The organism is Paractinoplanes rhizophilus, assembly GCF_042664765.1.
In the GTDB taxonomy this organism is placed as follows: domain Bacteria; phylum Actinomycetota; class Actinomycetes; order Mycobacteriales; family Micromonosporaceae; genus Actinoplanes; species Actinoplanes rhizophilus.
The window spans coordinates 23,280-48,644 of sequence record NZ_JBHTBJ010000051.1; the positions used below are offsets into that span (position 1 = coordinate 23,280).

Genomic DNA, 25,365 nt, shown 5'->3' on the forward strand with positions numbered 1-25,365 from the left:
GAATACGGCTTCCTCGCCGCCTCGCCACCTCCGGCGGCGCCTCATCCCCCTTCTGATCATGGCGATCATCGTCGCCTACGTCGCGGTGGCGCAGCTCGGCGCGCACGCCGCGGACACCCTCCTCTCGCAGGGCAAGCCCACGACCGCCTCGTCCCAGGAGGGCGCGGACGTGGCGCCGGCGAACGCGACCGACGGCAACGCGGCCACGCGCTGGTCCTCGCAGTTCAGCGATCCGCAGTGGATCCGCGTGGATCTGGGCGCCACCGCGGCGATCACCTCCGTGGTGCTGCAATGGGAGAGCGCGTACGGCAAGGCGTACCAGATCCAGACCTCGCCGGACGGCACCGCCTGGACCACCATCTACTCGACCAGCAATGGTGCCGGAGGCACCGAGACCCTCACCGTCAGTGGCACCGGGCGCTACATCCGGATGTACGGCACCCAGCGTCCCGGCGGGTACGGCTACTCCCTGTGGGAGTTCAAGGTCTACGGCTCGACCGGGAGCACGCCCACCGCGTGCGGGCCCACCAACGCCGCGCAGGGCCGGCCGACCACCGCCTCCTCGCAGGAGGGCGCGGACGTGGCGGCGGCCAACGCGACCGACGGGAACGCCGGAACCCGCTGGTCCAGCCAGTTCAGCGACCCGCAGTGGATCCGCGTGGACCTGGGCTCGGCGCAGGCGATCTGCCAGGTCGTGCTGCAGTGGGAGAGCGCGTACGGCAAGGCGTACCAGATCCAGACCTCGCCGGACGGCACCGCCTGGACCACCATCTACTCGACCAGCAATGGTGCCGGAGGCACCGAGACGCTCACCGTCAGTGGCACCGGGCGCTACGTCCGGATGTACGGCACCCAGCGTCCCGGCGGCTACGGCTACTCGCTGTGGGAGTTCCAGGTCCTCACCGGCGGCGGCACGACCCCCACGACGCCGCCGACTACGCCGCCCGCTGATGGTTTCACCGCGGTCTGGCAGGACACCTTCGACGGCCCGGCCACCACCTCGCCGTCGACCGCGAACTGGCTGCTGCGCACGGGAACGTCGTATCCGGGCGGCGCCGCGAACTGGGGCACCGGCGAGGTGGAAACGGCGTCGGCGAGCACGGCCAACGTCTCTCTCGACGGCACCGGAAAGCTGAACATCAAGGCGATTCGCGACGGCGCCGGCCGGTGGACGTCGGGGCGGATCGAGACCCAGCGCACCGATTTCGAGCCGCTCGCCGGGACACTGACGAAATTCAGCGCGGTCCTCAAGCAGCCCGACGTCGCCAACGGGCTGGGATATTGGCCGGGATTCCGGGCCACCGGCGCGGCCTATCGCGGGAACTACAACAACTGGCCGGGCGTCGGCGAGACCGACATCATGACCGACGTCAACGGCCGCAGCCAGTTGTCGCAGACGCTGCACTGCGGCACGGCGCCCGACGGTCCGTGCGCGGAGTACAACGGGCGGGCCTCGGGGCTGGCGAGCTGCGCCGGCTGCCAGACCGGCTACCACGAGTACGCGCAGGTGATCGACCGGACGAAGACCGACGAGGAGATCCGGTTCTACCTGGACGGACGGCAGACCTGGGTGGTCCGCGAGTCTCAGGTGGGCGTCACGGCCTGGAACGCCGCCGTCCACCACGGGTTCTTCCTGCGCTTCGACCTCGCGATCGGCGGGTCACTGCCGGACGCGATCGCCGGGCGCGCCACGCCGACCGCGGAGACGACCTCGGGCGGCGTGCTCAGCGTGGACTCGGTGAGCGTGTCGCGGGCGACCGGGACCACGCCGGCCGCGATGACCGATCCGGCCACGCCGGGCGGGCCGAGCGTGGTGCGGGTGACCGGCACGCAGGGCAACTGGCAGCTGCAGGTCAACGGCGCGCCCTACCGGCTCAAGGGGCTGACCTACGGGCCGCCGCAGGCCGCCGCCGACGGATACATGCGCGACCTGAAGAACATGGGCGTCAACACGATCCGGATCTGGGGAGTGGACGACGCCAACACGCCCGCGCTGCTGAACCGGGCGGCACAGCAGGGCATCAAGGTGGTCGTCGGGCATTGGCTCAACCAGGGCGCCGACTACGTGAACGACACCGCGTACCTGAACTCGGTGAAGGCCGAGATCGTGAACCGGGTCAACGCGCTGAAGAACAATCCGGGCGTGCTGATGTGGGACGTCGGCAACGAGGTCATCCTCACCATGCAGGACCACGGCCTGTCGGCGGCCGAGGTCGAGGCACGCCGGGTGGGGTACGCGAAATTCGTGAACCAGGTGGCGCAGGCGATCCACGCGGCCGACCCGAGTCACCCGGTGACGTCGACCGACGCGTATACCGGCGCGTGGCCGTACTACAAGCAGTACGCGCCGGATCTGGACCTGCTGGCGGTCAACTCGTACGGCGCGATCGGCAACGTCTACAACGACTGGGTGGCCGGCGGATACACCAAGCCGTACATCGTCACCGAGGGCGGTCCGGCCGGCGAATGGGAGGTGCCCAACGACGTCAACGGGGTGCCGACGGAGCCGACCGACGTGCAAAAGCGTGACGGGTACGCGAACAGCGTCGCCGCCATCAACGCGCACCCGGGTGTGGCGCTCGGCGTGACGGAGTTCCACTACGGACTGGAGAACGATTTCGGCGGGGTCTGGCTGAACACGTTCACCGGCGGCTGGCGGCGCCTCGGCTACTACTCGCTCGCGCAGGCCTATTCGGGACCGACGCCGGCCAATACGCCGCCGGTCATCTCCTCGATGTCGGTGTCGAGCCAGACCGCGGTGCCGGCCGGCGGGACATTCACCGTCAACGTGGCCGCTTCGGACCCGCAAGGTGACCTGATCCGCTACAACCTGATGTACTCCGACAAGTACATCAGCGGTGGGACCGGCCTGACGAACGTCTCCTTCACCGACAACGGGAACGGCTCGTTCACGGCGCGGGCGCCGCAATCCACCGGCGTCTGGAAGGTGTACGTGTACGCCTTCGACGGCCACGGCAACGTCGGCATCGAGCAGCGGTCGATCCGGGTAGTGCCGCCCACTGTGCCGGGCACCAACCTCGCCCGGGGCCGGACCACCACGGCCTCGACGTACCAGCCGACCGGGACCAACGGGCCGCAGCTGCCGCAGTACGCCACCGACGGCGACTACGGCACGCGCTGGGCCAGCGAGTGGGTCGACACCGCGTGGCTGCAGGTCGACCTCGGTTCGACGCAGTCCTTCAACCACGTGCAGCTGGCGTGGGAGGCGGCCTACGCCACCGGCTACCAGGTGCAGACCTCCACCGACGGGTCGAACTGGACGACGATCTACTCGACGGCCGCCGGCGACGGCGGCTTCGACGACCTCAACGTCTCCGGCACCGGCCGCTACGTCCGGGTCAACGGCACCGCGCGGGCGACGGCCTACGGCTATTCCCTGTGGGAGTTCGGCGTCTACCGCGGCTGAATGCCCGCCGGGGCGCCCCTCGTGGGGAAGGGGCGCCCCGGCCACTTCTGTCGCAGCATTGGGCGGCCTAGTCTGCCGGTGACAACCGAAACGGGAGGCCAAGCCATGGACAAGGTCGTTCATTTCGAGGTGCCGTTCGACGACGGCGAGCGGGCCACGACGTTCTATCGCGAGGCGTTCGGGTGGCGGCTCGACTCGATGCCGCAGTACCAATACACGATGGTCGCCACCACCGAGACCGACGAGCAGGGCCGCCCGAAGGAGCCGGGTGGCATCAATGGCGGCATGCTGCACCGGCAGGGGCCGATCACCGCGCCGGTCATCACCATCGGGGTCGACGACCTCGACGACGCGCTCGCCCGGATCGAGAAGCTCGGCGGCAAGGTGGCGATCGGCCGGCAGCCGGTCGGCACGATGGGATTCAGCGCCTACTTCCACGACACCGAGGGCAACCTGATCGGGCTCTGGCAGAACGCCTGAGAAAATCACATCGATGCGGGTGATGGTCTGGAATGTGTGGTGGCGGTTCGGCGGTAACTGGCGGGAACGCGAGCAGAGCATTTCCGCCACCGTCGAGGCGTACCGGCCGGATGTGCTCGGCCTCGTGGAGAGCTGGTCGGGCGACGGCACCGATCAACCCCACCGCTTGGCAGGCCCTTGCGGCATGCATGCCGCTTGGGCGCCGTCGTCCGTTCCCCCGATCGCGTACGCCGAGCAGCCCGGCATCGGATTCGGGGTGGGACTGCTGAGCCGCTGGCCGATCGTGGCTATCGAATCGCACGAGCTGCCGAATCCGGGGAAGGGCGGGCCCGTTCCCCTCGCTCTGCTCGCTACCCTCGACCATCCGCGCGGGCGACTGCACGTGATCGTGTCCGGCAGCGAACCGGACGAGCGGTACGCCGGGGACCGATCGGCGCAATGCCGGGAATTGGCGGCGATAGCGGCCGACGAACGGCTCGACGGTGCTCTGCCCGTACTCCTGCTCGCCGATCTGAACGCGACCACCGACCAGCCGGCGCTGGCCCCCCTGCTGGAGTCGATGGTCGATCTGTGGTCGGCGGCCGGCGCCGATCCCGGCGCCGTGACGTTCGATTCGGCCGTGCCGTACGCGCCGGATGACGCGCCGCACCTGCTCGACCGGCGGATCGATCACGTGCTGGCGCGACCCGGGCGGCGCGGCCAGCAGGTGCCGGTACGCGGGGCGTTCGTGGCCGGCGACCGCCCGTGCGGCGGGGTCTACCCGTCCGATCACTACGCGGTCGGGGTCGACCTCGAGCTGTGAGGTCTCCGCCCCGCCCCGATTCCCGGCGGAGAGTTCGCAGGCGGCAGGCAACCTTGCCGATAGTGACCGGCAACGGAATCGCTACCCAAGCAAAGGGGGATGGGAGATGGCTATCGGCGCTGTTGGCTCCAACGCCCGCGTGGAACTTCTCAAATATCAGCGGCGGCTCGTCGCGGACACCGCCGCCCGCGACGCCGCGGCTCGCGCCGTCGAGCAGGACAAGGACGGGATCAAGCGGGCCAAGCGCTCGGCCGCCGTGGCCCGCGCCGGCGACCAGGACGACGCGGTGGTGCGGACCGGCCGAGCGGCCCGGCTGGCGTTGCAGGCCCGCGGCACCAAGGGCGGCCTCGTGGACGTGGCCCTCTGACCGGTGGCCCCGCATCCACCGGATGCGGGGCCGCTTCCGGTGACCGGCCGTTGAGTGCGAGACCCTGGGGCCGTTCAGTGGAAGACCTTCAGGCCGACCACGCCGGCGACGACGAGCAGCAGGCACAACAGGCGCGGCAGCGTGGCCGGCTCGCCCAGCACGAGCATGCCGAACACGGCGGTGCCGACCGCGCCGATGCCCACCCACACCGCGTAACCGGTGCCGATCGGGATCGTGCGCAGAGCGTAGGCCAGGCCGGCCATGCTGAGCGCGAGCGTCACCAGGAACGTCACGCTGGGGATCGGGCGGGAGAAGCCGGCGCTGCGTTCGAGCGAGACCGCCCACGCGGTTTCCATGAGGCCGGACAGGACGAGCACGACCCAGGCCATGACGAGTCACCTCTTCGGCGGTCGTCTTGTCAGAGCCGGGTACGACACGCACTCGTCCGGGATGTCCGCTGCTGCGGCATCGCTCTCGATCGTAGCAACTCGCGGACCCGGTGATTGCATCGACGCCGAATTGCGGGGAGAGCGCTCCCACGGAACCGCGATATTGTTACGGGAGCGTTGCCATTCATCAATATCGAATCATTGACAATGACGGCTCGGAAAAGTCAGACTCTCCGGCGTGAAAATGTTTGCCGGGGTCCTGCTCGCCGGCGTGCTGGCGCTGGGACTCGCGGGCTGCCGCAACGCCGCCCCCGAGCCGGTCGACACCCCCGCGGCGACCACGGCGGCCGAGTTCGGCGGCACCGACCTCGCCTGGATCCAGATCAACATCGCCATGGACGAGGAGCTGCTCCCCCTGCTCGATCTGGTGCCGCAGCGCAGCGGCAGCCCCGACGTGCAGGCCCTGGCGGCGCAGGTGGCGGCGTTCACCCAGGCCGAGCTCACCGAGCTGCGCGCGCTGCACGACCAGGCCGGCCTGCCCGCGGTGAACCCGCACAAGGGCATGCCGATGCCCGGCATGGTCACGCCGCAGCAGGTCACCGACGCGTCGGCGCAGGTCGGCAAGGTCTTCGACAAGACCGTGCTGAAGGCTATGCAGGCGCACCTCGAGCAGAGCCAGAGCCTGGCCGGCAGCGAGGACAAATCCGGGGTGGAGCCGCAGACCCGCTCGCTGGCTCTGCAGGTGCTGCGCACGCGCGAAGTGGCGCTGGCCACCGTGAAACAACTTTCCTGAACGCCTTTCCGGGAAACGCATCTTCACGTGTCCGAAAAGGGCGCCGCCGCATTCCGGCGGCGCCCTTTCTTCGGCCGGTTACGGGAGCTCGTAATTCTCGTTGAGGGCAGCGCCGCGGTCCGGCTTGTAGAGGTCGAAACCGCGCGGGTCGCACTGGAGGCCACCGTTGATGCAGTGGGTGGTCAGCGCCGCCAGCGTCCGGACGTCCCAGGCGTTGAAGACGTCGTAGTGGAAGCTGAATCCGCGGCCGCTGGAGAAGTGGACGTTGGCCATGTTCCCGCTGACCGGCCACGCCATCTTGAACTCGATCATCGGGACGGCCACCGGGTGGCTCATCGGGCAGACGCCCAGCACCGGGTACGCCATGTGGGACTTGTGGTCGGGCGTGTCCAGGTGCAGGCCGTCCCAGCAGCTCGGGGCCTGCATGCGCACGTTCAGCTGGGTGCCGGCCGCGCAGTTCGCCGGGATGTCCCAGTTGAACGAGAGGTTGCCGCACTCGAAGCCCTCGACGGCGCCCGGGGAATTGCGGAAGTCGTCGATCGTGGCGGCCGGGCTGCCGACGACGTAGCGCAGGCCGGGCGGGAACGGACGGACGCTGCGGTAGTCGATCACGCCGCTCTTGTAGTAGATGACCTGGCGGCCGACCGGCTGCACCGCCGCGGTGCCGTTGAGCAGGGTCGGCATCCAGTAACCGGTCTTGTCACCGGGTGTGATGCACGACGTGCCGCCCGCTTGCAGGCTGTTGAGGGTGGTGCCGGCGTAGGTGGTCACGTTGCCCATGAACGTGTGCGAATGGGAGGCGCCCGGCATGTTCGGGAACACGATCGGGTCATCGTTGAGGTTGGAGCGGCTCACCGAGCAGTTGGCCTGGAACTCGTGGTGCGTGGTGGGCGGGTTGGTGTCGGGCGGGACGGCCGTGGACGGGATCACCCCGGTGACCGGCGGGTTGGCCATGACGTAGCCGGGCCCGTCGCTCGCCGGTGGGTTGACCAGGGTGCCGTAGACCTTGAACTCGTACAGGGAGTAGCCGTAGCCGGTGCCACGCTGGGTGCCGTACATCCGGACATAGCGGCCGGAGCCGCTCACGGTGAGCGTCTCGGCGCCGCCGGCGCCATTGCTCTTGGCCGCGATGGTGGTCCAGGTGCTGCCGTCGCTCGAGGTCTGGATTTGGTACGCCTTGGCGTACGCGGCCTCCCACTGCAGCTGGACGGAGGTGATCGTGGCGGTGCCGCCGAGATCGACGCGCAGCCACTGCGGGTCGCTCCAGGCGCTGCCCCAGCGGGTGCTGTTGTTGCCGTCGACGGCGGCGGCCGCCGGAGCGCCGCCGTTCTCGGTCGAGGAGGCCAGCGCGGGCCGGCCCTGCGAGAGGAGGGTGTCGGCGGCGTGGGCGGCCTGGACGCCGGCGATCGCCAGGGCGGCGGCGAGCGCGGCCACGGCGGTCGAGGCGAGGAGGATGCGCGATTTCGGTCTGCGTTTCGCTGGACTGTTCACTCAGATCTCCAGAGTTCTCCACGGGGATGGGGGTAGCACCCGCCCAGTGCGGGGAACATCGGGCGGCATGGGTTGGAGAGCGCTTTCCGAGTGTTACGCCCCGATGTCACGCACGTCAATGCGCCGGGACGGTTCCGGAACCACCGATCCCGTCGCAACCTTGATAAGTTCCGGCGCGCCGCGCGCCCCAAATCATCAAGGCCGCCCCGCCGCGAGCCACCCGGCGCATCAGCCTGCGCCGCCTCGAGGCGCGCCGCGCACCGCCTGCGGGCACGCGGGGAGCCTTGATGAGTTGGCGCTCGCGGGACGCGCCAAGTAATCAAGATCTCGCCGCCTGGAGGCGCGCCACGCACCAGCCTGCGGGGACGCGGGGAGCCTTGATGAGTTGGCGCTCGCGGGACGCGGCAACTTATCAAGGTCGCGCCGCCTGGAGGCGCGCCACGCACCAGCCTGCGCGCACGCGGAGAGCCTTGATGAGTTGGCGCTCGCGGCGCGCGCCAAGTAATCAAGATCTCGCCGCCTCGAGGCGCCCCGCGCACCAGCCTGCGCGCACGCGGGGAGCCTAGGGGTCACCTCGATCGGCCGGCTCCGCAAAGAGCACCAGCCTGTGCGCACGCGGGGAGCCTTGATGAGTTGGCGCTCGCGGCGCGCGGCAACTTATCAAGATCTCGCCGCCTCGAGGCGCGCCGCGCACCAGCCTGCGGGCACGCGGGGAGCCCTGATGAGTTGGCGCTCGCGGGACGCGCCAACTCATCAAGATCGCGCGTGCGGGGAGGGGTCGCGCGTGCGGGGAGGGGTCGCGCGTGCGGGGAGGGTGCGTGCCGCCTCGCGCGAGAGGCGCGCTACGGCCCTGCGTGGCACTTGGTCGCGGCGGCGCGGCGGGGACGGGCGAAATGTGGCGGGACGGGGTGGACGCGTACCCGTGAAAAGAGGGTGATCGGCAACCAGCGTGACGTTGTCGGAGAGCGCTTTCCCTCTGTGCTATAAAGGCGGGCATGGAACGCGGACGCGCCCCCGTTGGCGAACGGCTGCCGACGCTGGAGGACGTGGCGCGGGTGGCCGGAGTGTCGCGGGCGACGGTTTCGCGGGTGATCAACGGGATTCGCAACGTCGACCCGCAGCTGCACGAGGTCGTGTGGGAGGCGGTGGGGCAGACCGGATACGTGCCGAACCGGCTGGCCCGGTCGCTGGTCACGCGGCGCACGGGGACGGTGGCGCTCGTGGTGTCGGATTCCGAGACGCACGACGACGATCCGTTCATGGGGCGGTTCTTCGCCGATCCCTACTTCGGGCGGGTCGTCGGCGGGCTGATGAGCGTGCTGCGGCAGACCGGCGTGCAGCTGGCGTTGCAGATCGTCGGGACCGAGGAGGGGCGCCGGCGGCTGGTCGGCGATCTGCGCAACGGGCAGGCCGACGGGGCGATCGTGCTGTCGCTTCCGGCGGTCGATCCGTTGCCGCGGATGCTCACCGAGGGTGGCGTGCCGGCGGTGATGATCGGGCGGCCGGGTGAGCCGGTGCCGATCGACTACGTGGACCTGGCGAACGAGACGGGCGCCTCGCTCGCGGCCCAGCACCTGCTCGGGCGCGGGCGCCAGCGGATCGCGATGATCTCGGGGCCGGCCGAGGTGCCGGCCAGCCACGACCGGATCTCGGGGTTCCGGCGCACCATGGCCAAGCACGGGCACGGCTGGGTGCCGATCGTGGCCGGCAACTTCACGCAGGAGAGCGGCGAGGCGGCGATGCGGTCGCTGCTGGAGTCGCATCCCGAGCTGGACGGCGTGTTCGTGGCGAACGACCTGATGGCGGTGGGCGCGCTGCTGGCGCTGCGGGAGGCGGGCCGCCACGTGCCGCGGGACATCGCGATCGTGGGCTTCGACGACAGCAGCGCGGCGGTGGCGGCGACGCCCGCGTTGACGACCGTGCGGCATCCGCTGGAGGACATGGCGGCCGAGGCCGCCCGGTTGCTGCTGGCCCGGATCGACGATCCCGGGATGCGGGTCTCGTCGGTGATCTACGAGCCGACGCTGGTGCTGCGGGAGTCCGCCTGAGCCGGCGTCTGGGCGGTCCGGGTCCGGGTCCGGGTCCGGCGAATCTTGGCCGATACGCGGCAACTCTGTCAGATTGGACGGCATGGCCTATGTGAATCCGTCCGGCGAGTTCGAGCGGGACCAGCAATACATCACCACCCGGATCACCGCGGACGGCCGGGACGGCTATCCGGTCGAACCGGGCCGGTATCGGCTGATCGTGAGCCGGGCGTGCCCGTGGGCCAACCGGGCGATCATCGTGCGGCGGCTGCTCGGGCTCGAGGACGTGCTGTCGATGGGCGTCGCCGGGCCGACCCACGACAAGCGGAGCTGGACCTTCGACCTCGACCCGGACGGGCGCGATCCGGTGCTGGGCATCGAGCGGCTGCAGGAGGCGTTCCTCAAGCGGTTCCCGGATTACCCGAAGGGGATCACGGTGCCGGCGATCGTCGACGTGCCGACCGGCCAGGTGGTGACGAACGACTTCGCGCAGATCACCATCGACCTGTCGCTGGAATGGGCCAAATATCACCGGCCGGGCGCGCCGGAGCTGTATCCGGTCGCGCTGCGCGACGAGATCGACAAGGTGAACCGGTTCGTGTTCGCGGATGTGAACAACGGGGTCTACCGGGCCGGTTTCGCGGGCACCCAGGAGGCTTACTCGCAGGCCTATCAGCGCCTGTTCGGCCGCCTCGACAAACTGTCCGCGCATCTGCAGAGTCATCGATATCTGGTGGGAGACACGATCACCGAGGCGGACGTACGGCTTTTCACGACGCTCGCCCGGTTCGACGCCGTCTACCACGGCCACTTCAAGTGCAACCGCAGCAAGCTGAGCGAGATGCCGGTGCTGTGGGCGTACGCGCGGGATCTGTTCCAGACGCCCGGCTTCGGGGACACCATCGACTTCGTGGACATCAAGAAGCACTACTACGTGGTGCATCGCGACATCAACCCGACCGGGATCGTGCCGGACGGCCCCGACCTGCGGAACTGGCTCGAGCCGCACGGGCGGGAGTCGCTCGGCGGCCGGCCGTTCGGGGACGGGACGCCGCCCGGGCCGCCGCGGGAGCCGGTGCCGGCCGGGCACGGGGCTATCTGAGGTCTATGTTCTCCAGAATGCGCCGGGGGAAGCCGACCCGGGCCACCTGCAACATGGCGTGGCTGAGCCGATCGGAGGTGGTGACATATTTGGGCGCCACCTTTTCCAGCACCGGGATCAGTGGCGCGGTCGCCGTATAGATGGCGTTGTAAAGGCGAGTTTTCGATCGTACGCCGTGGGTGGGCTGAATGATGCCCGGGCGCACGGCGTACCCGTTGGGGAGAAGCTCGATGATCTCGCGCTCGGTGCGAGCCTTGACCCGTGCCCACATCTGCCGGCTGGTCGCGCTCGTGCCCGCCCCGGAGACGTAGATGAAGCACGCGTCGTGGTCGACCGCGCGGGCCGCCGCCATCGGGTAGGTGTAGGAGATCTCGGTGTAGGCCGCTTCGTCCATGCCGACCGAGCTGACGCCGAGGCAGTAGAAGCAGGCGTCGTATCCGGTCAGGCCGTCGATCGCGGTGAAGTCCTCCACGTGACGCTCGTGCAGCTTGGGGTGACGGACGCCGGTGGCGCTGCGGCCGATCGCGAGCACCTCCTCGACGTCCGGGGCCAGCAGGCTCTCCCGGAGCACGCCCTGGCCGACCATGCCGGTCGCGCCGAAGATGACCGCCTTCATGCTGTCCCCTCGTCCTTCCCCGTGTGATCATCGGTTTTCGCGTGATCATCATCGACCCCGCCGGCCCGAAAGTGTCGTACGGCGCGTCTAGGGTTTCCTCGTGCCCGTTGAGCGATGGTCCCTTCCCCAGGTCGAGGCGCTGGCCCCCGACGCCGCGTCGGTGCGGGCCGCGCATGCCCTGGCCGGCTCGTGGTCGGCCGCCGGGCGGCTCGACGACGTCCTTTGGGGACTGTGCCGCAGCTATCAGGTGTGTGTCGACCTCTCCGGGCCGGCGTTCCGGTGCTCGTGTCCGAGTCGCAAGATTCCGTGCAAGCATGCGCTGGGCCTGATGATGCGGTGGGCGTCGGCCGAGCTGCCCGCTTCGGAGGCGCCGGCCTTCGCCCTCGAGTGGCAGGCCGCGCGGGCGGCCCGATCGCAGGCCGAGTCCCCGGCCGGCCGGTCCCGTCCGGCGTCCGCGCCCGATCCCGAGGCCGCCGCGCGCCGCGCCGAGCAGCGGGCCGCGCGGGTCGCCGGCGGCATGGCCGAGCTGAGCCGGTGGCTCGACGACCAGATCCGGCAGGGGCTGGCGGGGGCGCAGCGCGGCGGGCCGCAGCCGTTCGACGCGATGGCGGCCCGGCTGGTCGATGCGCAGGCGCCGGCGGCAGCGGGCGCGGTGCGCCGGCTCGGCACGCTGATCTATTCGTTCGGCCCGGGTGCCGGGTCGTTCGGCCAGGGGGCCGGGCCGCATTGGGCCGACCGGCTGCTCGGCGAGATGGCGCTGCTGCGGTTGCTGGTCGACGGTCATGAGCGCCTCGCCGACCTGCCGCCCGGCCTGGCGGCGACGGTGCGCTCCCGGATCGGCTTCCCGGTCGCCACCGAGGACGTGCTGGCCGGCCCCCGGGTCACCGACCGCTGGCAGGTGCTCGGCCAGGTCGAGATCGACGACGGCGCGCTGACCACCCGGCGCACGTGGTTGCGCGGCGCGGCGACCGGCCGGTTCGCGCTGGTCCTGACGTTCGCCGCGCCCGGCCAGCCGATGGTGGCCGACCTCGTGCCCGGCACCGAGTTCCGCGGCGACCTGACGTTCTATCCGGGCGCCGCGCCGCTGCGCGCCCTGGTGGCCGAGCGGGCCAGCGCGGCCGAGCCGTTCCAGGCGCCCGACGGCGCGGTGCCGCTCGCCGAGGCGCTCGCCGGCTGGGCCACTACGGTCGCGGCCGAGCCCTGGCGCTATGACGCACCGGTCCTGCTCGCCGGGGTCACGCCGAGCGACGACGGCTGGCTGGTCGACGAGTCGGGCGCGGCCCTGCCGCTGGCCTCCGGACACCGCGAGCCGTGGTGGCTGCTCGCGGCGGCCGGCGCGGCCCCGGCGACGGTGGCGGCCGAGTGGTCGCCGGCCGGCCTGCGCCCGCTCGCCGCCTGGGCCGACGGCCTTTACGTACGAGCCGCCGCCCCCATTCCCGACGCCGGCGGGACCCGCCACCCCGAGCTCCCGCCCGACCTGCTCGCCGCCGCGCTGGTCGGCACCAACCGCCGACCGTGGCCGACCGGGTCGCTGCTGGCCGACGCGGCGATCGCGCTCGCCCGGCACCCGGCCGGCGTGACCCCGGCCGCCGGGCACGCGCCGGTGCCGGCCGGGCCGGCCGAGCCCACTCCCCCGCTGCCCGCGGCCGCCGGCGCCCGGCTGATCCGCATCCTCGGCGGCGGCGTGCCCGGCGGCGCCCAGGTCGCCGCCGAGCTGTTGTCCCAGTGGCTCGACGCCGCCGCGGCCAAGGGCGGCCACGTGCCGCCGGTCGCGCTGCCCGCCCTGCTCGACGCCGGCCGGCGCAACGCGCTGATCCGCCCGGCGATCGCCCGGGTGGCCGGCCGGCGCGGCGCCTGGCTGGCCGGGATGCGCGCCGATTGGCGCTGGCTGCGCGACGAGACGGTCGCGCCGCCCACCTCGGCCTCATCTCCTTCCGTGTGGGAGGCCGGCACCATCGGGGAGCGGCTGGGTTACCTGATCGAGCTGCGCCGGGCCGACCCGGCCGAGGGTCTCGCGCTGCTGGAGTCCTCCTGGCAGCAGGAGTCCTCCGACGACCGCGCCCGCTTCGTCGCCGCGCTCGGCACCGGCCTCTCGCCGGCCGACGACGCGTTCCTCGAGCGGGCGCTCGACGACCGGCGCAAGGAGGTGCGCGAGGCCGCCCTCGACCTGTTGCGCGGCCTGCCCGGCTCGTCGCTCGGCAAGCGGATGGCCGCGCGGGCGGCCGAGGCCGTGCGTCTCGACCCCGGTGGCCGGCTGGTGGTGACGCCGCCGGAGGAGCTCGATGCCGGCCTGCGCCGGGACGGCGTGGCCGCCACCCCGGCGCGCGGGCTGGGCGTCAGCGCGTGGCTGCTGGAGGAGGTCCTGGCCGGCGCTCCGCTCGACGCGTGGCCGGCGCCGGAGACCATGCTGCGGCTCGCGCGCGGCAGCGACTGGGAGTCGGCGCTGCTCCAGGGCTGGGCCAAGGCCGCGATCGCGCAGAACGACCCCGCCTGGGCGACCGTGCTGCTGCGCGAGGCGGCCGGCGCGCTGCGCGAGTCGATCCGGTGGGATCTGCACCTGGTGCTCCCGGCCGAAGAGCTCGGCCGGCTCGCCGCCGACGCGCTGCGCCGCGAGGACCCGATGGCCCACCGGCTGCTCTCCATCCTCCCCGGCCGGTGGCCCGACGAGCTCTCGGCCACCGTGCTCGAGACGATCGCCCACCGGGCCCGTACCGATCGCCACAGCTGGCAGCTCGGCGAGCTGTGCCGGGCGGCCGCGCCCGCGATGCCCCCGGCGTACGCCGAGCCCGTCGGCCGCCTCGCCGCCCAGCTCGACCAGGAGCCGGCCGACCAGTCGCGGGTGCGGCCGGTCGCCGAGCTCGCCCGCACGCTGACCTTCCGCCACGAGATGTTTCAGGAGTTCGAGTGACCGCTCTGCGCCCGCACGCCGAGGACCAGTACGCCGAGGAGCTGGCCCAGCTCGCCCGCGACGACGACCGGCCCCGGCCGCCCGGCTGGCGGCTCTCCCCGCAGGCCGTGGTGACCTACCTGCTCGGCGACGGCGCCAAGATCACGCCCAAGTACGTGGGATCGCGCCGGCTCATCGAGGTCGCGGTGGCCACCCTCGCCACCGACCGCGCGCTCCTGCTGCTCGGCGTGCCGGGCACGGCCAAGACGTGGGTGTCGGAGCATCTGGCCGCGGCCATCTCGGGCGACTCCAAGCTGCTGGTCCAGGGCACCGCGGGCACGGCGGAGGAGGCGATTCGCTACGGGTGGAACTACGCGCGCCTGATCGCCGAGGGGCCGACCGACGCGGCGCTCGTGCCCAGCCCGATCATGCGGGCCATGCGCACCGGCGCGATCGCGCGGCTCGAGGAGCTCACCCGGGTGCCGTCCGACGTTCAGGACGCGCTGATCACCATCCTGTCGGAAAAGACGCTGCCGGTCCCCGAGCTCAACACCGAGGTGCAGGCGCAGCGCGGGTTCAACCTGATCGCCACGGCCAACGACCGCGACCGCGGGGTGAACGAGCTGTCCAGCGCGCTGCGGCGGCGGTTCAACACCGTGGTGCTGCCGATGCCGGCGTCCGCCGACGAGGAGGTCGAGATCGTGGCGCGGCGGGTGGCGCAGCTCGGCGCGTCGCTCGACCTGCCGGCGGTGCCGACCGCGCTCGAGGAGATCCGCCGGGTGGTGACGGTCTTCCGCGAGCTGCGCACCGGGCTCACCGAGGACGGGCGCACCAAGCTCAAGTCGCCCACCGGCACGCTGTCCACCGCCGAGGCGATCTCGGTGATCACCAACGGGATGGCCCTCGCGGCGCACTTCGGCGACGGCAGCCTGCACCCGGGCGACGTGGCGGCCGGGATAGTCGGCGCCGTGGTGAAGGACCCGGTGTCGGACGGCCTGGTCTGGCGCGAATACCTGGAAACCGTCGTCCGGGAGCGGCCCGACTGGATCGACTTCTACCGGGCCGCCCGCGATGCCTGAACGGATCTACGGGATCCGCCACCACGGGCCGGGGTCGGCGCGGGCGGTGGTGGCGTCCCTGGCGGAGCAGCGGCCGTCGGTGCTGCTGATCGAGGGACCGCCGGAGGCCGACGATCTCGTCCGGTGGGTCTCGTCGCCGTCGCTGGAACCGCCGGTCGCGCTCCTCGGCTACGCGGCGGACGATCCGCGGCAGGCGGCCTTCTGGCCGTTCGCGGTCTTCTCGCCGGAGTGGCAGGCGCTGAAGTGGGCGGTGTCCGCCGGGGTTCCGGTGCGGTTCTTCGATCTGCCGTTCGGTTATCGGTTCTCCGCGTCTCCCGCGGCAGGACAGGCGCCCGACGCGGCTCCCGATCCGCCGCAGCGCCCGGTCGATCCGATCGGCGAGCTGGCCGCCGCGGCCGGGTACGACGACCCCGAGCGCTGGTGGGAGGACGTGGTCGAGCATCGCGGGATGCCGGCCTTCGAGGCGATCGCCGAGGCGATGACGGCGATCCGCGAGGAGTCGCCCGAGGATCCGTCCGATCTGCTGCGCGAGGCCCACATGCGTACGGTGCTGCGCGAGGTCCGCAGGACGCACGACGAGATAGCGGTGGTCTGCGGGGCGTGGCACGTGCCCGCGCTGACCCGCAAGGTTCCGGTCAAGGACGACGCGGCGCTGCTCAAGGGGCGCAAGAAGGCGAAGGTCTCGTTCACCTGGGTGCCGTGGACCTACGGGCGGCTCGCGTCCTGGTCCGGCTACGGCGCGGGGGTGCGCTCCCCCGGCTGGTACCACCACCTGTTCACCTCGGCCGACGAGGTCGTGCCGCGCTGGCTGGTGGACGCGGCCGGGGTGCTGCGCGCCGAGGGCGTGCCCACGTCGTCGGCCCACATCATCGAGGCGACCCGGCTCGCCGAGGCGCTCGCCACGATGCGCGGCCGGCCGCTCGCCGGCCTGGCCGAGGTCACCGAGGCGGCCGAGGCGGTGATGTGCGACGCCGAGCCGCTGCGGGTCGAGCTGATCAACAAGCGCCTGGTGGTCGGCGAGCGGCTGGGCGGCGTGCCCGAGGAGATGCCGGCCCTCCCGCTGGCGAAGGATCTGGCCGCGCAGCAGCGCACCGTACGCCTCAAGCCCGAGGCGCTGGAGCGTGCCCTCGACCTCGACCTGCGCAAGGAGACCGACCTCAAGCGCAGCCGCCTGTTGCACCGGTTGCGCACGCTCGACCTGCCGTGGGGCGAGCCGGTGGCCGGCAGCCGGGGCCTGGGCACGTTCCGCGAGGAGTGGAAGCTGCGCTGGCAGCCGGAGTTTGCGGTGCGCTTGGTCGAGGGCAGCATGTACGGCACCACGGTGGCGTCGGCCGCGACGGCGAAAATCGCCAAGGCGGCCGACGACGCGGAAACCCTGGCCGAGGTGACCGCGCTGGTCGAGACGTGCCTGCTGGCCGACCTCGCGGACGCGTACGGGCCGGTGCTGGCGGCGCTGGACGTGCGCGCCGCGCTCGACGCCGACGTCGGGCACCTGATGGCGGCGATCCCGGCGCTGGCGCGCACGCTGCGCTACGGCGACGTGCGGAAGACCGACGTGCAGGGGCTGGCGGCGGTGACCGCGAGCCTGCTGACCCGGGTCTGCGCGGGCCTGCCGTCGGCGGTGGGTTCGCTCTCCGACGAGGCGGCCAAGCTGCTGCGCGACCGGATCGACGGGGTCCACGCCGCGGTCGGCCTCCTCGCCGACGACATGCACGCCGCGGCCGGGCCCGTCCACGACGCTCCGGGCTCCGCGGCCGGGGCGCCGGGCGGTGACGACCTGCGCTCGCGGTGGCTGGCCACGCTCGCCTCGCTGGCCGGGCGCGGCGACCTCCACGGGCTGCTGGCCGGGCGGCTCACCCGGCTTCTGCTCGACGCCGGACGGCTGGACGCGGCCGAGGCACGGCGACGGTTGCGGCTGCCGCTGACCGTGGGCACGCCGCCCGCGCACGGCGCCGCCTGGGTCGAGGGCTTCCTCTCCGGCGGCGGCTTGCTGCTGGTGCACGACGACGCCCTGCTCGACCTGCTCGACGGATGGCTGGCCGACATCCCCGCGGACGCTTTCGACAACGTGCTGCCGCTGCTGCGCCGGACGTTCGGGGCCTTCGAGTCCGGCGAGCGGCGCGCGATCGGCGAGAAGATCGCCGGAGGCCGCTCGGGCGGAAGCGTGTCGGGTCTCGGCTTCGATGAGGCACGCGCCGACCTGGTGTTGCCGACGCTGGGTGCGTTGCTGGGGAGGGACCTGTGACCGACTTTCCGGATATGTCATCCGAGCCCGCCCCCACCCACCAATCGGCGCCCGCCCACGAGCCGGCGCGGGAGCGGGCGCGGCGCTGGCGGATGGTGCTCGGCGGGCCGGCCGAGGAGGCGCTCGGCAAGGCCGAAGGCCGCGACGGGCAGATGGATGCCGCGATGGCTGCCCTCTACGACTCTGCCGGCCCGGGTGACAGTGAAGCCGGCAGCAAGCGATCGGCCGGGCTCGGCGGGTCCGCGCCCAAGGTGGCGCGCTGGCTCGGCGACATCCGCAAGTACTTCCCGAGCACCGTCGTACAGGTCATGCAGTCCGACGCGATCGAGCGGCTCGACCTGACCCGGCTGTTGCTCGAGCCCGAGATGCTGGCCGCCGTCGAGCCCGACGTGCACCTGGTGGGGACGCTGCTGTCGCTCAACCGCGTGATGCCGGCCAAGACCAAGGAGGCCGCCCGCGCGGTGGTGCGGACGGTCGTCGAGCAGCTCGAGAAGCGCATCTCCCAGAAGACGCGGGCGGCGGTCAGCGGCGCGCTCAACCGAGCCTCGCGCATCAACCGGCCGCGCCACGCGGACATCGACTGGGACCGGACGATCCGGGCCAACCTCAAGCACTACCAGGCCTCGCTGGGTACGGTCATCCCCGAGCGGCTCGTCGGCTACGGCCGGCGAACCACCGCCGTGCAGCGCGACGTCGTGCTCTGCGTCGATCAGTCCGGATCGATGGCGTCGTCCGTGGTGTTCTCCGGCGTGTTCGCGGCCGTGCTCGCCTCGATGCGGTCGCTGCGGACGTCGCTGGTCGTCTTCGACACCGCCGTGGTCGACCTCACCGAGCAGCTCAGCGATCCGGTCGAGGTGCTGTTCGGCACGCAGCTCGGCGGCGGCACCGACATCAACCGCGCCATCGCCTACAGCCAGCAGCTGATCACCCGGCCGCGGGACAGCATCTTCGTGCTGATCAGCGACCTGTACGAGGGCGGCGTCCGCGAGCAGATGCTGCGCCGGGTGGCCGAGATGACCGCGGCCGGCGTCCAGGTGGTCGTGCTGCTGGCGCTTTCCGACGAGGGTGCGCCGGCCTACGACCACGAGAACGCGGCGGCGCTGGCCGCGCTGGGGGTGCCGGCCTTCGCCTGTACGCCCGACGCCTTCCCCGACCTGATGGCCGCCGCCATCGAGCGGCGCGATCTGATGGCCTTCGCCGAGCGATTGGAGACTGCCGGCTGATCGCGGGGCCCGCCGGCTCCCGATTTGGGCAAACCTCGGGAAAATCGGCTGCCCCACGGGCATCGATGGCCGATCATGGCACCATGCGCACTCCCCATCAGTCCGTCGACCGGCATGCCGGGCGCGCGGTCGAGCAGGCGGCCGTGCCGCCGGCTTCGATGACGCTGCCGCTGTCCGGGTCCGTCGACGACGGCGACCGGCTGGTGGATGTCGTCGACCTGCTCGCGCTGGACGCGTTCGTGACCGGGCGGGAACCGTTCGGGCGCAGCAAGTATCTCGAGAACGTCCTGGCCGACGCCGCGCTGAGCACCGACGACGCCCGCGTGGTGCGGGACGCCGTCGAGGATGACGGGCAGGGGCGGCTCTGCGTGGGCGACGGCTGGACGCTGCACGTCACGCGCTGGCGGCAGAGCCGGCGCGCGCGGGTCACGGTGACGGCGGTGACGGCCGAGCTGGCCGAGTCCGTGCTGGACAAGGCGACGGCCGACGCGGTGGAGGAGCAGGCGCCCGCTAACGACTCCGTACCCATCGGCTTCTGGCATTTCGGTCCGCACGGACCGCGACGTGTGCAGCGAGAGATCGACGCGGCGCCCTGGGAGAAGATCCGCGGGAACTACGCGCGGCCGGTCGCGCAGACGCTCGAGCGGCTGATGGCGCTCGACGGCAGCGTGGTGAACGGGCGGCTCCTGCTGCTGCACGGCGAGCCGGGCACGGGCAAGACGACGGCGCTGCGGGCGCTCGCGCAGCAGTGGCGCTCGTGGTGCCAGGTCGACTGCGTGCTGGACCCCGAGCGGCTGTTCAGCGACCCGGCCTACCTGATGAGCGTGGCGCTCGGCGGCGGCGACGAGGATGAGCCGCGCTGGCGCCTGCTGATGCTCGAGGATTGCGACGAGCTGGTCAGCGGCGAGGCCAAGGCGAGCGCGGGCCAGTCGCTGTCGCGCCTGCTCAACCTGACCGACGGCCTGCTCGGCCAGGGCCGCAACGCGCTGATCGCGATCACGACGAACGAGGACCTGGCGTCGCTGCACCCGGCGGTGATCCGGCCGGGGCGCTGCCTGGCGAGCATCGAGGTGGGGCGGCTGCCCTACGCCGAGGCGACCGCGTGGCTGGGCTCGGCGCGCGGCATCGGGCCCGAGGGGGCGACGCTGGCCGAGCTGTACGCGCTGCGCACCGGCGCCCAGCCCGTCACGGTTCCCACCACGAGCCCCGCGACGGGCATGTACCTCTGAGCCGTGAAGGCCGACGCCCGGTTCCGTCACCGGCGGCGACCGGCTCACGGGGTAGCCGCGCTTTGCTCTGCTCACCCACAGGAAGCAGCGACGGGTGTCACTGCTTTGCTCTGCTCACCCACAGGAAGCAGCGAGCCGTTACTCGGGGGCGTTGCCGGCCGCGCCGCCGATGCGGAACGGGGTGGAGACGTTCGTGTACGCCAGGTGGGCCAGCAGCCCGTCGACCGCGTGCTTGAGGTTGTGGCAGTGGTCGACCCAGATGCCGGGGTTGTCGGCCACGAAGGCGATCTCGTACGTGTCCCCGTCGCCCACGTCGAGCGAGTCGATCCACCACGGGCTCCCGCTCGCGGCCACCCCGTTGCGGCTCAGCACCACCGCGTGATGTCCGTGCAGGTGCATCGGGTGGACCTCGCCGCTGCTGTTGGCGATGGTCATCCGCACGACGTCGCCGGTGCTGACCATGAACATCGGCACGTCCGGGTAGAGGTGCCCGTTGATCGACCACCAGAAGCCGGGCTTGCCGTCGAGGAACCCGATGCGGCGCCCGATGCGGTAGTCGAAGTTACGCGTGGCCCTGGCCGGATCGAACCCGAGCGGCGCGTTCTTGCCGTACGAAAGAAAGTCGACGACCTCGGCCGGCTCCTTGCCGGCCGCGAGCCCGCCGGCGACCAGCGCCACCCCCGCGCCGACGTCGACGCGCGCGGCGCCCGAGGCCGGCATGGTGAAGCTGAGATCGACCCGCCCGCCCGCCGTGACCGTAACGGATTTGCCCGAAATATCGGTGGGGCCGCTCACGTCGCGCCCGTCGATGGCCACGACCCGGTACGGCGCCCCGGAAACCCAGGCCCGCAGCGGCCCGGCATCGGTGTTGATCACCCGGGCGCGCACCACCTGGCCCGCGTGGGCCGGCAGCGCCGACTCCCCCGCCGCGCCGTTGATCGTCCGGCGGCCGTCGTAGGTGTGCACCTGGGCGACCTGGTCGATGCCGTCGCTGAAGACCGGCTCGGTGACCACCAGCGGGCCGAACAACCCGAGCCGCACCTGCTCGTGCGACACCTGATGGGAGTGATACCAGAACGTCCCGGCGTCCTGCGCCACGAACCGGTAGACGTAGCTCTTCCCGGGCGGCACCGCGTCCTGCGTGATGCCGGCGACGCCGTCCTCCGCGTTCGGCACGTCGACGCCGTGCCAGTGCAGCGTGATGCCGACCGGGATGTTGTCGTTGACCAGCGTCACCTGGACGAGCTGGCCCTTCTGGGCGCGGATCTCGGGGCCGGGCGTCACGCCGTTGAGCGTGTATTTCCCCTTCTCGGCGCGGGCCGTCAGGGTCACCGTGACGTCGGGGTCGCCGGTCGAGGGGCCCTTCAGCGTGGCGACGTCGAGCCCGCCCGCGCCGTGCGCGTGCCCGGCCTGCTGGCCGCCCCCGTAGTCGGGGAAGCCCATCGACGCCATGTCGTACGTGGACGGGATCAGGCTCTGCTGCCAGAAATAGCCCAGGGGTCCGAGGATCGCCACCGTCGCTCCCACGGCGATGGCGATCTTGACAGATTGCCGCACGGGTCAGGCCGCGACGGGCGTGCTCGCCTGTGGCGTGCCGGCGACCCGGGACTGCCGCATCGCGATCGAGGCGACCGCGGCCAGGACGAACGCGTTGATCGCGTGCAGCGTGCCGAGGATCGGCACCGGGAACCCGACGAACGCGAGCACGATCTGCAGCACCATCACGCCGAACGTGATCGCGGCCCACTTGACCCCGCCCGGGATGCCGGCGAAGAACGACACGATCAGCAGCAGCAGGCAGATCAGCGGGACGATCATCTCGCCGACCACCGCGTGCACGACGATGCCGGCGTTGTCCGAGTCCTTGGTGAAGACCTGACCGTCGTCGGTCTTGTGCAGGATGTCGAACAGGGCGTAGGCGATCGCCGCCGCCTGGACCACCACACCGATCGCGATCAGCATGGCGAGAACCCGATACACAGCGCGCACGACACTCCCCCTCCAGTGGCCTACCTTTTCGTAGGCACATCCTGCTCCTCGGGTACGACAAGACGCACGAGGGCCCTCAGGAAACGCTCAGTATCGACCTCGTGCGGGTGATTCCCGCCGTACACGTCAGCCATGATCCAGTAATGACTCACCGCGGCCATCACGACGGCCGCAACCGCCTGCGGGTCCTGCTCGTCCGGCAGCTCCGCCCGCAGGAAGGCGGTCACCGCCTGGTGCATCCGCAGCAGTTCGCGCTCGCGCACCAGGTCGAGCAGATCGGGAAAGGCCGCCAGGTCGCGCAGCAGCAGCCGGTTGACATCGCGTTCCTCCTCGAGCCGGGCCAGCCCGGCCCGGGCCACCGCGAGGAAGCGCTCCCGCCGCCCGTCCGGCAGCGCGTCGCCGTCCAGGTACGACAACAGCCGCCGGCCCGCCGTGGCCTGCCGCTCCAGGCCCTCCTCGAGGACGGCCCGCTTGCTCTTGAAATGCCGGTACAGGCCGCCCGCGCCGGCCGACAGCCCGGCCGCCGCCTCGATCTGCGCGATCGTCGTGGCGTGATAGCCCTGGCGCCCGAAGAGGTCCATGGCGGCCGCCACGATCGTGTCCTTGGTGCTCAGTCCCGCTCCTCGATCCCGAAGTAAGTATTCACTTACGACCCTACCCTGCCGATTTGCAACGATGCGCGTCCCCGGTGGAGCATGTGCCGATGAGTCCCGTGAGTCGCGGCCGCAAACGCGGCAAGTCCCGGCAAACTGGCCAGCGAATCCTGCGCGTGGCGCCGCCGCTGCCGCCCGACCCCTGCGACTGCCCGGCCTGCTCGGGCGAAGACCTGGACCTGGACCCGCAGGAGCTGATCGACGGCATAGTCCAGGGCGGCGCCGACCTCCTCGACGCGGACGATCCGCTCGAGGCGGAACTGTTCGGAGCGCTGTTCCTCTCCGCGGGCAGTGTTGCGGGTGACCGCTTCGCCGAGGCATTCGCCGACGGCATCGTGCCGGCCGTGGCGGCGCATGGCGACCGGCCGGCCCTGGCCGCGCTGCTCGCACTCGGCGCGCTGGACGACGGCACGGCGGCCGCCGACGCCGCCGCGAAGCTGATGAGCGACGGCGTTCCGGCGCCGGCCTGGGCGCGCGAGCTCGGCGAACCCGTACGGATCGGCCTGAGCCGCCGGTTCGCGGACGCCGGCGACACCGCCTCCATGCTCGTCTGCACCTTCGAGCGCGCCGGGCGCCCGCACGGCTTCTTCCTGCACGCCGACCACACCGACTGCCACGCCGCGGCCAACATCGCGCTCTTCCCCGCCGAGCTTCTGGACGACGTCCTCGACACCATCCAGAAGGACGGCAGCCGCAACGGCCTGAAGATCCGAGCGGAAGACCTCGACCCGGCCGAGTTCCGCTGGGAAGTCGAACGCGCCCTCGACGCCCGCGCGGTGCACGACGCGGACCTGGGCCCGGAGGCGCTGGAAGAGGAGGACGAGCAGACGCCCGGCTATCACCAGCTGGCGGTTCTGCTGCGCGCCCGGATGCGCACGCTGCCCACCCCGCCGCGGCCACCGGCCTCGCATGAGGACGCGTCCTCTCCGCTGGACGTGCTGGACTTGCTGAAGCAACTCCCGGCCCTTGGGCGCGGGGGCCGAGCCGCCACGCCCAAGCTGCCCGCAAAACGAAAGAAGTCGAGCGGCCCGGCGCCGATCTACCAGGTCAAGGTCGCCCTCAAGAACACGAAACCACCGATCTGGCGCCGCCTGGAACTCCCCGCCGACACCAGCCTGGCCCGGCTGCACGACATCATTCAGACGGCGTTCGGCTGGGAGGACGCGCACATGCACGTCTTCGAGACCGCGTACGGGGATTTCGGCATCGCCGACCGGGAGCTGGGCCACCGATCCGAGGCGCCGGTCACCCTGGAACAGGTGGCACCGGCGGCCGGCGACAAATTCCATTACACGTACGACTTCGGCGACAGCTGGAGCCACGAGATCACGGTGGAGAAGGTGCTGGACCGAGCGGCCGTCCCGTACCCGAGGTGCACCGGCGGGCGGCGCGCCGCTCCACCCGAGGATTGCGGCGGGGTGTGGGGCTACGACGAGCTGGTCGAAATCCTCGCCGACCCTACGCACCCCGAGCACGAGGAACGCTTGGAGTGGCTCGGCTTGGAGTCGGCGGCCGAGTTCGACCCCGCCCATTTCGACGCTGCCGCAATCACCCGAGCCCTCAACAGCTGATACGGCGAAGGGCGGGCGTCGGGGCTTGACGCCGCGCGCGCCCGCCACCGCGAGCCAGCAGCACTCGCCCCGCAATCCGCGCACAAGTTCCACCCGCGAAGCGCTGGCAGACTTGAGCTTCGTCGCGCATAAACAGATCCATGGCGGCCGCCATGATCGAAGTCAGCTCTGCTCCAGCGCCAGCTCGTAGAACACCGTCTTCAACCCCTTGCGCTTGTGGTAGGCCGGCACCAGCCGCCCCTGCAGCAGCGGATGCTTGCGAGCGAGCAACTCCGCCGCCCGGGCTGCCTCGGGGCTCTCCCCGCCCAGCGGCGTCGCCCGACCCGCCACGCGCGCGCCCTTGACCCGCCCGCGATAGGTGGACGGCGCGATCCGCACCTCCGGGAAGTTCCGCAGCCGCTTGACCTTCCCCGACGGGACGTAGGTCTTGAAGAACCCGCGGCCGTCCTCCACCACGAGGTTCACCGGCGTGCCGACCCAGGTGCCGTCCCGCTTGCGCGTCTCCAGCAGCAGCCACTTCTCCTTGCCCAGTTCCTGCAGCGTGCTCATCGAGCCCTCCACGTAAGTAAGTGGTTACTTATCTCAGGGTCGACGTTAGCCCCGCGCGGAGCGGCAGGCAAGACGGCGACCGACGCAGTAAGCAGCGTCACCACCGAGGAAGTCCACCAGCAACACCGAGCGGCCCACAGCGGGTCCGGCGAATCCGCGTAGGCCCACCGTCCGCAAGCGGATGTCTATCGCTTTTCATGGATAGGGCAGTCGGCCTTCTCCGGTGAATTACCGACGACAATGGCTGGTGATTTTGGGCGTCCTCTTGGAGTCGGCCATATCGGCTTCAACGGCACCGGCGCGGCCCCGGCAAAGAGGGCAGGGCTTTCGCAAGATCGAGGTATGACCGGATAGTCGGTTGTAGGGTAGTCACGCCGGTTCTGGCGGGTACGTAGAAGAACGCGGCCTTCTGGTGATCATTCAGGTGTCTAGACTGGATGATCGAG

General features: G+C 71.5%; 20 protein-coding genes and 1 riboswitch. Of the genes, 13 read left to right on the forward strand and 7 right to left on the reverse strand.

All coding sequences use genetic code 11. The annotated features are described in order from the left end of the window. The first annotated feature begins 58 nt into the window (after positions 1 to 58). From ACFQS1_RS36275 to ACFQS1_RS36290, 4 genes are all read left to right on the forward strand, one after another. Positions 59 to 3,427, forward strand: coding sequence for a galactose-binding domain-containing protein (locus ACFQS1_RS36275; protein WP_378976785.1), 3,369 nt, complete (start codon positions 59 to 61; stop codon positions 3,425 to 3,427). Between the two features lie 105 nt (positions 3,428 to 3,532). Then, positions 3,533 to 3,907: a VOC family protein gene (locus ACFQS1_RS36280; protein ID WP_378976787.1), complete on the forward strand. Its 375-nt coding sequence runs from the start codon at positions 3,533 to 3,535 to the stop codon at positions 3,905 to 3,907. Between the two features lie 13 nt (positions 3,908 to 3,920). Beyond that, on the forward strand, positions 3,921 to 4,709 hold the full coding sequence (locus tag ACFQS1_RS36285; RefSeq protein WP_378976789.1) for an endonuclease/exonuclease/phosphatase family protein: 789 nt from the start codon (positions 3,921 to 3,923) through the stop codon (positions 4,707 to 4,709). 139 nt (positions 4,710 to 4,848) lie between these two features. Then, positions 4,849 to 5,076: a hypothetical protein gene (locus ACFQS1_RS36290; protein ID WP_378976791.1), complete on the forward strand. Its 228-nt coding sequence runs from the start codon at positions 4,849 to 4,851 to the stop codon at positions 5,074 to 5,076. A 74-nt stretch (positions 5,077 to 5,150) separates the two neighbouring features. Here ACFQS1_RS36290 and ACFQS1_RS36295 read toward each other — a convergent pair whose 3' ends face one another. Beyond that, a complete protein-coding gene (locus ACFQS1_RS36295; RefSeq protein WP_378976793.1) occupies positions 5,151 to 5,465 on the reverse strand; it encodes a DMT family transporter in 315 nt (104 codons plus the stop codon). Positions 5,466 to 5,479: 14 nt separating this feature from the next. Further along, positions 5,480 to 5,548, reverse strand: a riboswitch (guanidine-III (ykkC-III) riboswitch). A 161-nt stretch (positions 5,549 to 5,709) separates the two neighbouring features. Here ACFQS1_RS36295 and ACFQS1_RS36300 point away from each other — a divergent pair. Beyond that, on the forward strand, positions 5,710 to 6,258 hold the full coding sequence (locus ACFQS1_RS36300; protein ID WP_378976825.1) for a DUF305 domain-containing protein: 549 nt from the start codon (positions 5,710 to 5,712) through the stop codon (positions 6,256 to 6,258). A gap of 78 nt (positions 6,259 to 6,336) precedes the next feature. On the opposite strand, the gene ACFQS1_RS36305 is transcribed toward ACFQS1_RS36300, so the two are convergent. Then, positions 6,337 to 7,692: a DUF1996 domain-containing protein gene (locus ACFQS1_RS36305; RefSeq protein ID WP_378976795.1), complete on the reverse strand. Its 1,356-nt coding sequence runs from the start codon at positions 7,690 to 7,692 to the stop codon at positions 6,337 to 6,339. 1,052 nt (positions 7,693 to 8,744) lie between these two features. Between ACFQS1_RS36305 and ACFQS1_RS36310 the strand changes: the two genes are divergently transcribed. Together ACFQS1_RS36310 and ACFQS1_RS36315 are read left to right on the forward strand one after the other, a co-directional pair. Further along, positions 8,745 to 9,797 carry a LacI family DNA-binding transcriptional regulator gene (locus ACFQS1_RS36310; RefSeq protein WP_378976797.1) on the forward strand — a complete coding sequence of 351 codons (1,053 nt, stop codon included), beginning with the start codon at positions 8,745 to 8,747 and terminating at the stop codon, positions 9,795 to 9,797. An 82-nt stretch (positions 9,798 to 9,879) separates the two neighbouring features. After that, positions 9,880 to 10,878, forward strand: coding sequence for a glutathione S-transferase family protein (locus ACFQS1_RS36315; protein WP_378976799.1), 999 nt, complete (start codon positions 9,880 to 9,882; stop codon positions 10,876 to 10,878). Here the strand turns inward: ACFQS1_RS36315 and ACFQS1_RS36320 are convergent. Next, positions 10,871 to 11,494: a Rossmann-fold NAD(P)-binding domain-containing protein gene (locus ACFQS1_RS36320; RefSeq protein ID WP_378976801.1), complete on the reverse strand. Its 624-nt coding sequence runs from the start codon at positions 11,492 to 11,494 to the stop codon at positions 10,871 to 10,873. The genes ACFQS1_RS36315 and ACFQS1_RS36320 overlap by 8 nt on opposite strands. A 100-nt stretch (positions 11,495 to 11,594) precedes the next feature. On the opposite strand from ACFQS1_RS36320, the gene ACFQS1_RS36325 reads away from it, so the two are divergent. The 5 genes from ACFQS1_RS36325 (at position 11,595) to ACFQS1_RS36345 (ending at position 20,157) form a co-directional block, all read left to right on the forward strand. Next, complete coding sequence (locus ACFQS1_RS36325) at positions 11,595 to 14,402, forward strand: SWIM zinc finger family protein (RefSeq protein WP_378976803.1); 2,808 nt, start codon at positions 11,595 to 11,597, stop codon at positions 14,400 to 14,402. Next, positions 14,399 to 15,460, forward strand: coding sequence for an ATP-binding protein (locus ACFQS1_RS36330; protein ID WP_378976805.1), 1,062 nt, complete (start codon positions 14,399 to 14,401; stop codon positions 15,458 to 15,460). The genes ACFQS1_RS36325 and ACFQS1_RS36330 overlap by 4 nt, the downstream gene beginning before the upstream one ends. Further along, on the forward strand, positions 15,453 to 17,705 hold the full coding sequence (locus tag ACFQS1_RS36335; protein ID WP_378976807.1) for a DUF5682 family protein: 2,253 nt from the start codon (positions 15,453 to 15,455) through the stop codon (positions 17,703 to 17,705). Before ACFQS1_RS36330 ends, ACFQS1_RS36335 begins: the two co-directional genes overlap by 8 nt. Positions 17,706 to 17,719: 14 nt before the next feature. Beyond that, a complete protein-coding gene (locus ACFQS1_RS36340; RefSeq protein WP_378976809.1) occupies positions 17,720 to 18,928 on the forward strand; it encodes a VWA domain-containing protein in 1,209 nt (402 codons plus the stop codon). 83 nt (positions 18,929 to 19,011) lie between these two features. Next, entirely contained in the window at positions 19,012 to 20,157 is a 1,146-nt protein-coding gene (locus ACFQS1_RS36345; RefSeq protein WP_378976811.1) for a DUF5925 domain-containing protein, read from the forward strand. 138 nt (positions 20,158 to 20,295) lie between these two features. Here ACFQS1_RS36345 and ACFQS1_RS36350 read toward each other — a convergent pair whose 3' ends face one another. Genes ACFQS1_RS36350 through ACFQS1_RS36360 form a run of 3 tightly spaced genes read right to left on the reverse strand, consistent with a single transcriptional unit; the run spans position 20,296 to position 22,739 of the window. Beyond that, complete coding sequence (locus tag ACFQS1_RS36350; RefSeq protein ID WP_378976813.1) at positions 20,296 to 21,672, reverse strand: multicopper oxidase family protein; 1,377 nt, start codon at positions 21,670 to 21,672, stop codon at positions 20,296 to 20,298. Between the two features lie 45 nt (positions 21,673 to 21,717). Next, the gene (locus tag ACFQS1_RS36355; RefSeq protein WP_378976815.1) at positions 21,718 to 22,146 is read right to left on the reverse strand and encodes a hypothetical protein; all 429 of its coding nucleotides are present in this window, start codon (positions 22,144 to 22,146) and stop codon (positions 21,718 to 21,720) included. Positions 22,147 to 22,166: 20 nt separating this feature from the next. After that, positions 22,167 to 22,739: a TetR/AcrR family transcriptional regulator gene (locus ACFQS1_RS36360; protein ID WP_378976817.1), complete on the reverse strand. Its 573-nt coding sequence runs from the start codon at positions 22,737 to 22,739 to the stop codon at positions 22,167 to 22,169. 110 nt (positions 22,740 to 22,849) lie between these two features. Here ACFQS1_RS36360 and ACFQS1_RS36365 point away from each other — a divergent pair, with 110 nt between their 5' ends. Continuing rightward, positions 22,850 to 24,370, forward strand: a complete 1,521-nt coding sequence (locus ACFQS1_RS36365; protein WP_378976819.1) for a plasmid pRiA4b ORF-3 family protein — start codon at positions 22,850 to 22,852, stop codon at positions 24,368 to 24,370. A gap of 162 nt (positions 24,371 to 24,532) precedes the next feature. Here the strand turns inward: ACFQS1_RS36365 and ACFQS1_RS36370 are convergent, their stop codons facing one another. After that, complete coding sequence (locus ACFQS1_RS36370; protein ID WP_378976821.1) at positions 24,533 to 24,919, reverse strand: PPOX class F420-dependent oxidoreductase; 387 nt, start codon at positions 24,917 to 24,919, stop codon at positions 24,533 to 24,535. Between the last annotated feature and the right edge of the window lie 446 nt (positions 24,920 to 25,365).

Bases quoted from the DNA above. Each gene is read 5' to 3' on its own strand.
- ACFQS1_RS36295 (WP_378976793.1), bottom strand. From the start codon at position 5,465: ATGGCCTGGGTCGTGCTCGTCCTGTCCGGCCTCATGGAAACCGCGTGG.
- ACFQS1_RS36285 (WP_378976789.1), top strand. From the start codon at position 3,921: ATGCGGGTGATGGTCTGGAATGTGTGGTGGCGGTTCGGCGGTAACTGG.
- ACFQS1_RS36335 (WP_378976807.1), top strand. From the start codon at position 15,453: ATGCCTGAACGGATCTACGGGATCCGCCACCACGGGCCGGGGTCGGCG.
- ACFQS1_RS36365 (WP_378976819.1), top strand. From the start codon at position 22,850: ATGAGTCCCGTGAGTCGCGGCCGCAAACGCGGCAAGTCCCGGCAAACT.
- ACFQS1_RS36340 (WP_378976809.1), top strand. From the start codon at position 17,720: ATGTCATCCGAGCCCGCCCCCACCCACCAATCGGCGCCCGCCCACGAG.
- ACFQS1_RS36320 (WP_378976801.1), bottom strand. From the start codon at position 11,494: ATGAAGGCGGTCATCTTCGGCGCGACCGGCATGGTCGGCCAGGGCGTG.
- ACFQS1_RS36280 (WP_378976787.1), top strand. From the start codon at position 3,533: ATGGACAAGGTCGTTCATTTCGAGGTGCCGTTCGACGACGGCGAGCGG.
- ACFQS1_RS36345 (WP_378976811.1), top strand. From the start codon at position 19,012: ATGCGCACTCCCCATCAGTCCGTCGACCGGCATGCCGGGCGCGCGGTC.
- ACFQS1_RS36315 (WP_378976799.1), top strand. From the start codon at position 9,880: ATGGCCTATGTGAATCCGTCCGGCGAGTTCGAGCGGGACCAGCAATAC.
- ACFQS1_RS36300 (WP_378976825.1), top strand. From the start codon at position 5,710: ATGTTTGCCGGGGTCCTGCTCGCCGGCGTGCTGGCGCTGGGACTCGCG.
- ACFQS1_RS36310 (WP_378976797.1), top strand. From the start codon at position 8,745: ATGGAACGCGGACGCGCCCCCGTTGGCGAACGGCTGCCGACGCTGGAG.
- ACFQS1_RS36275 (WP_378976785.1), top strand. From the start codon at position 59: ATGGCGATCATCGTCGCCTACGTCGCGGTGGCGCAGCTCGGCGCGCAC.
- ACFQS1_RS36370 (WP_378976821.1), bottom strand. From the start codon at position 24,919: ATGAGCACGCTGCAGGAACTGGGCAAGGAGAAGTGGCTGCTGCTGGAG.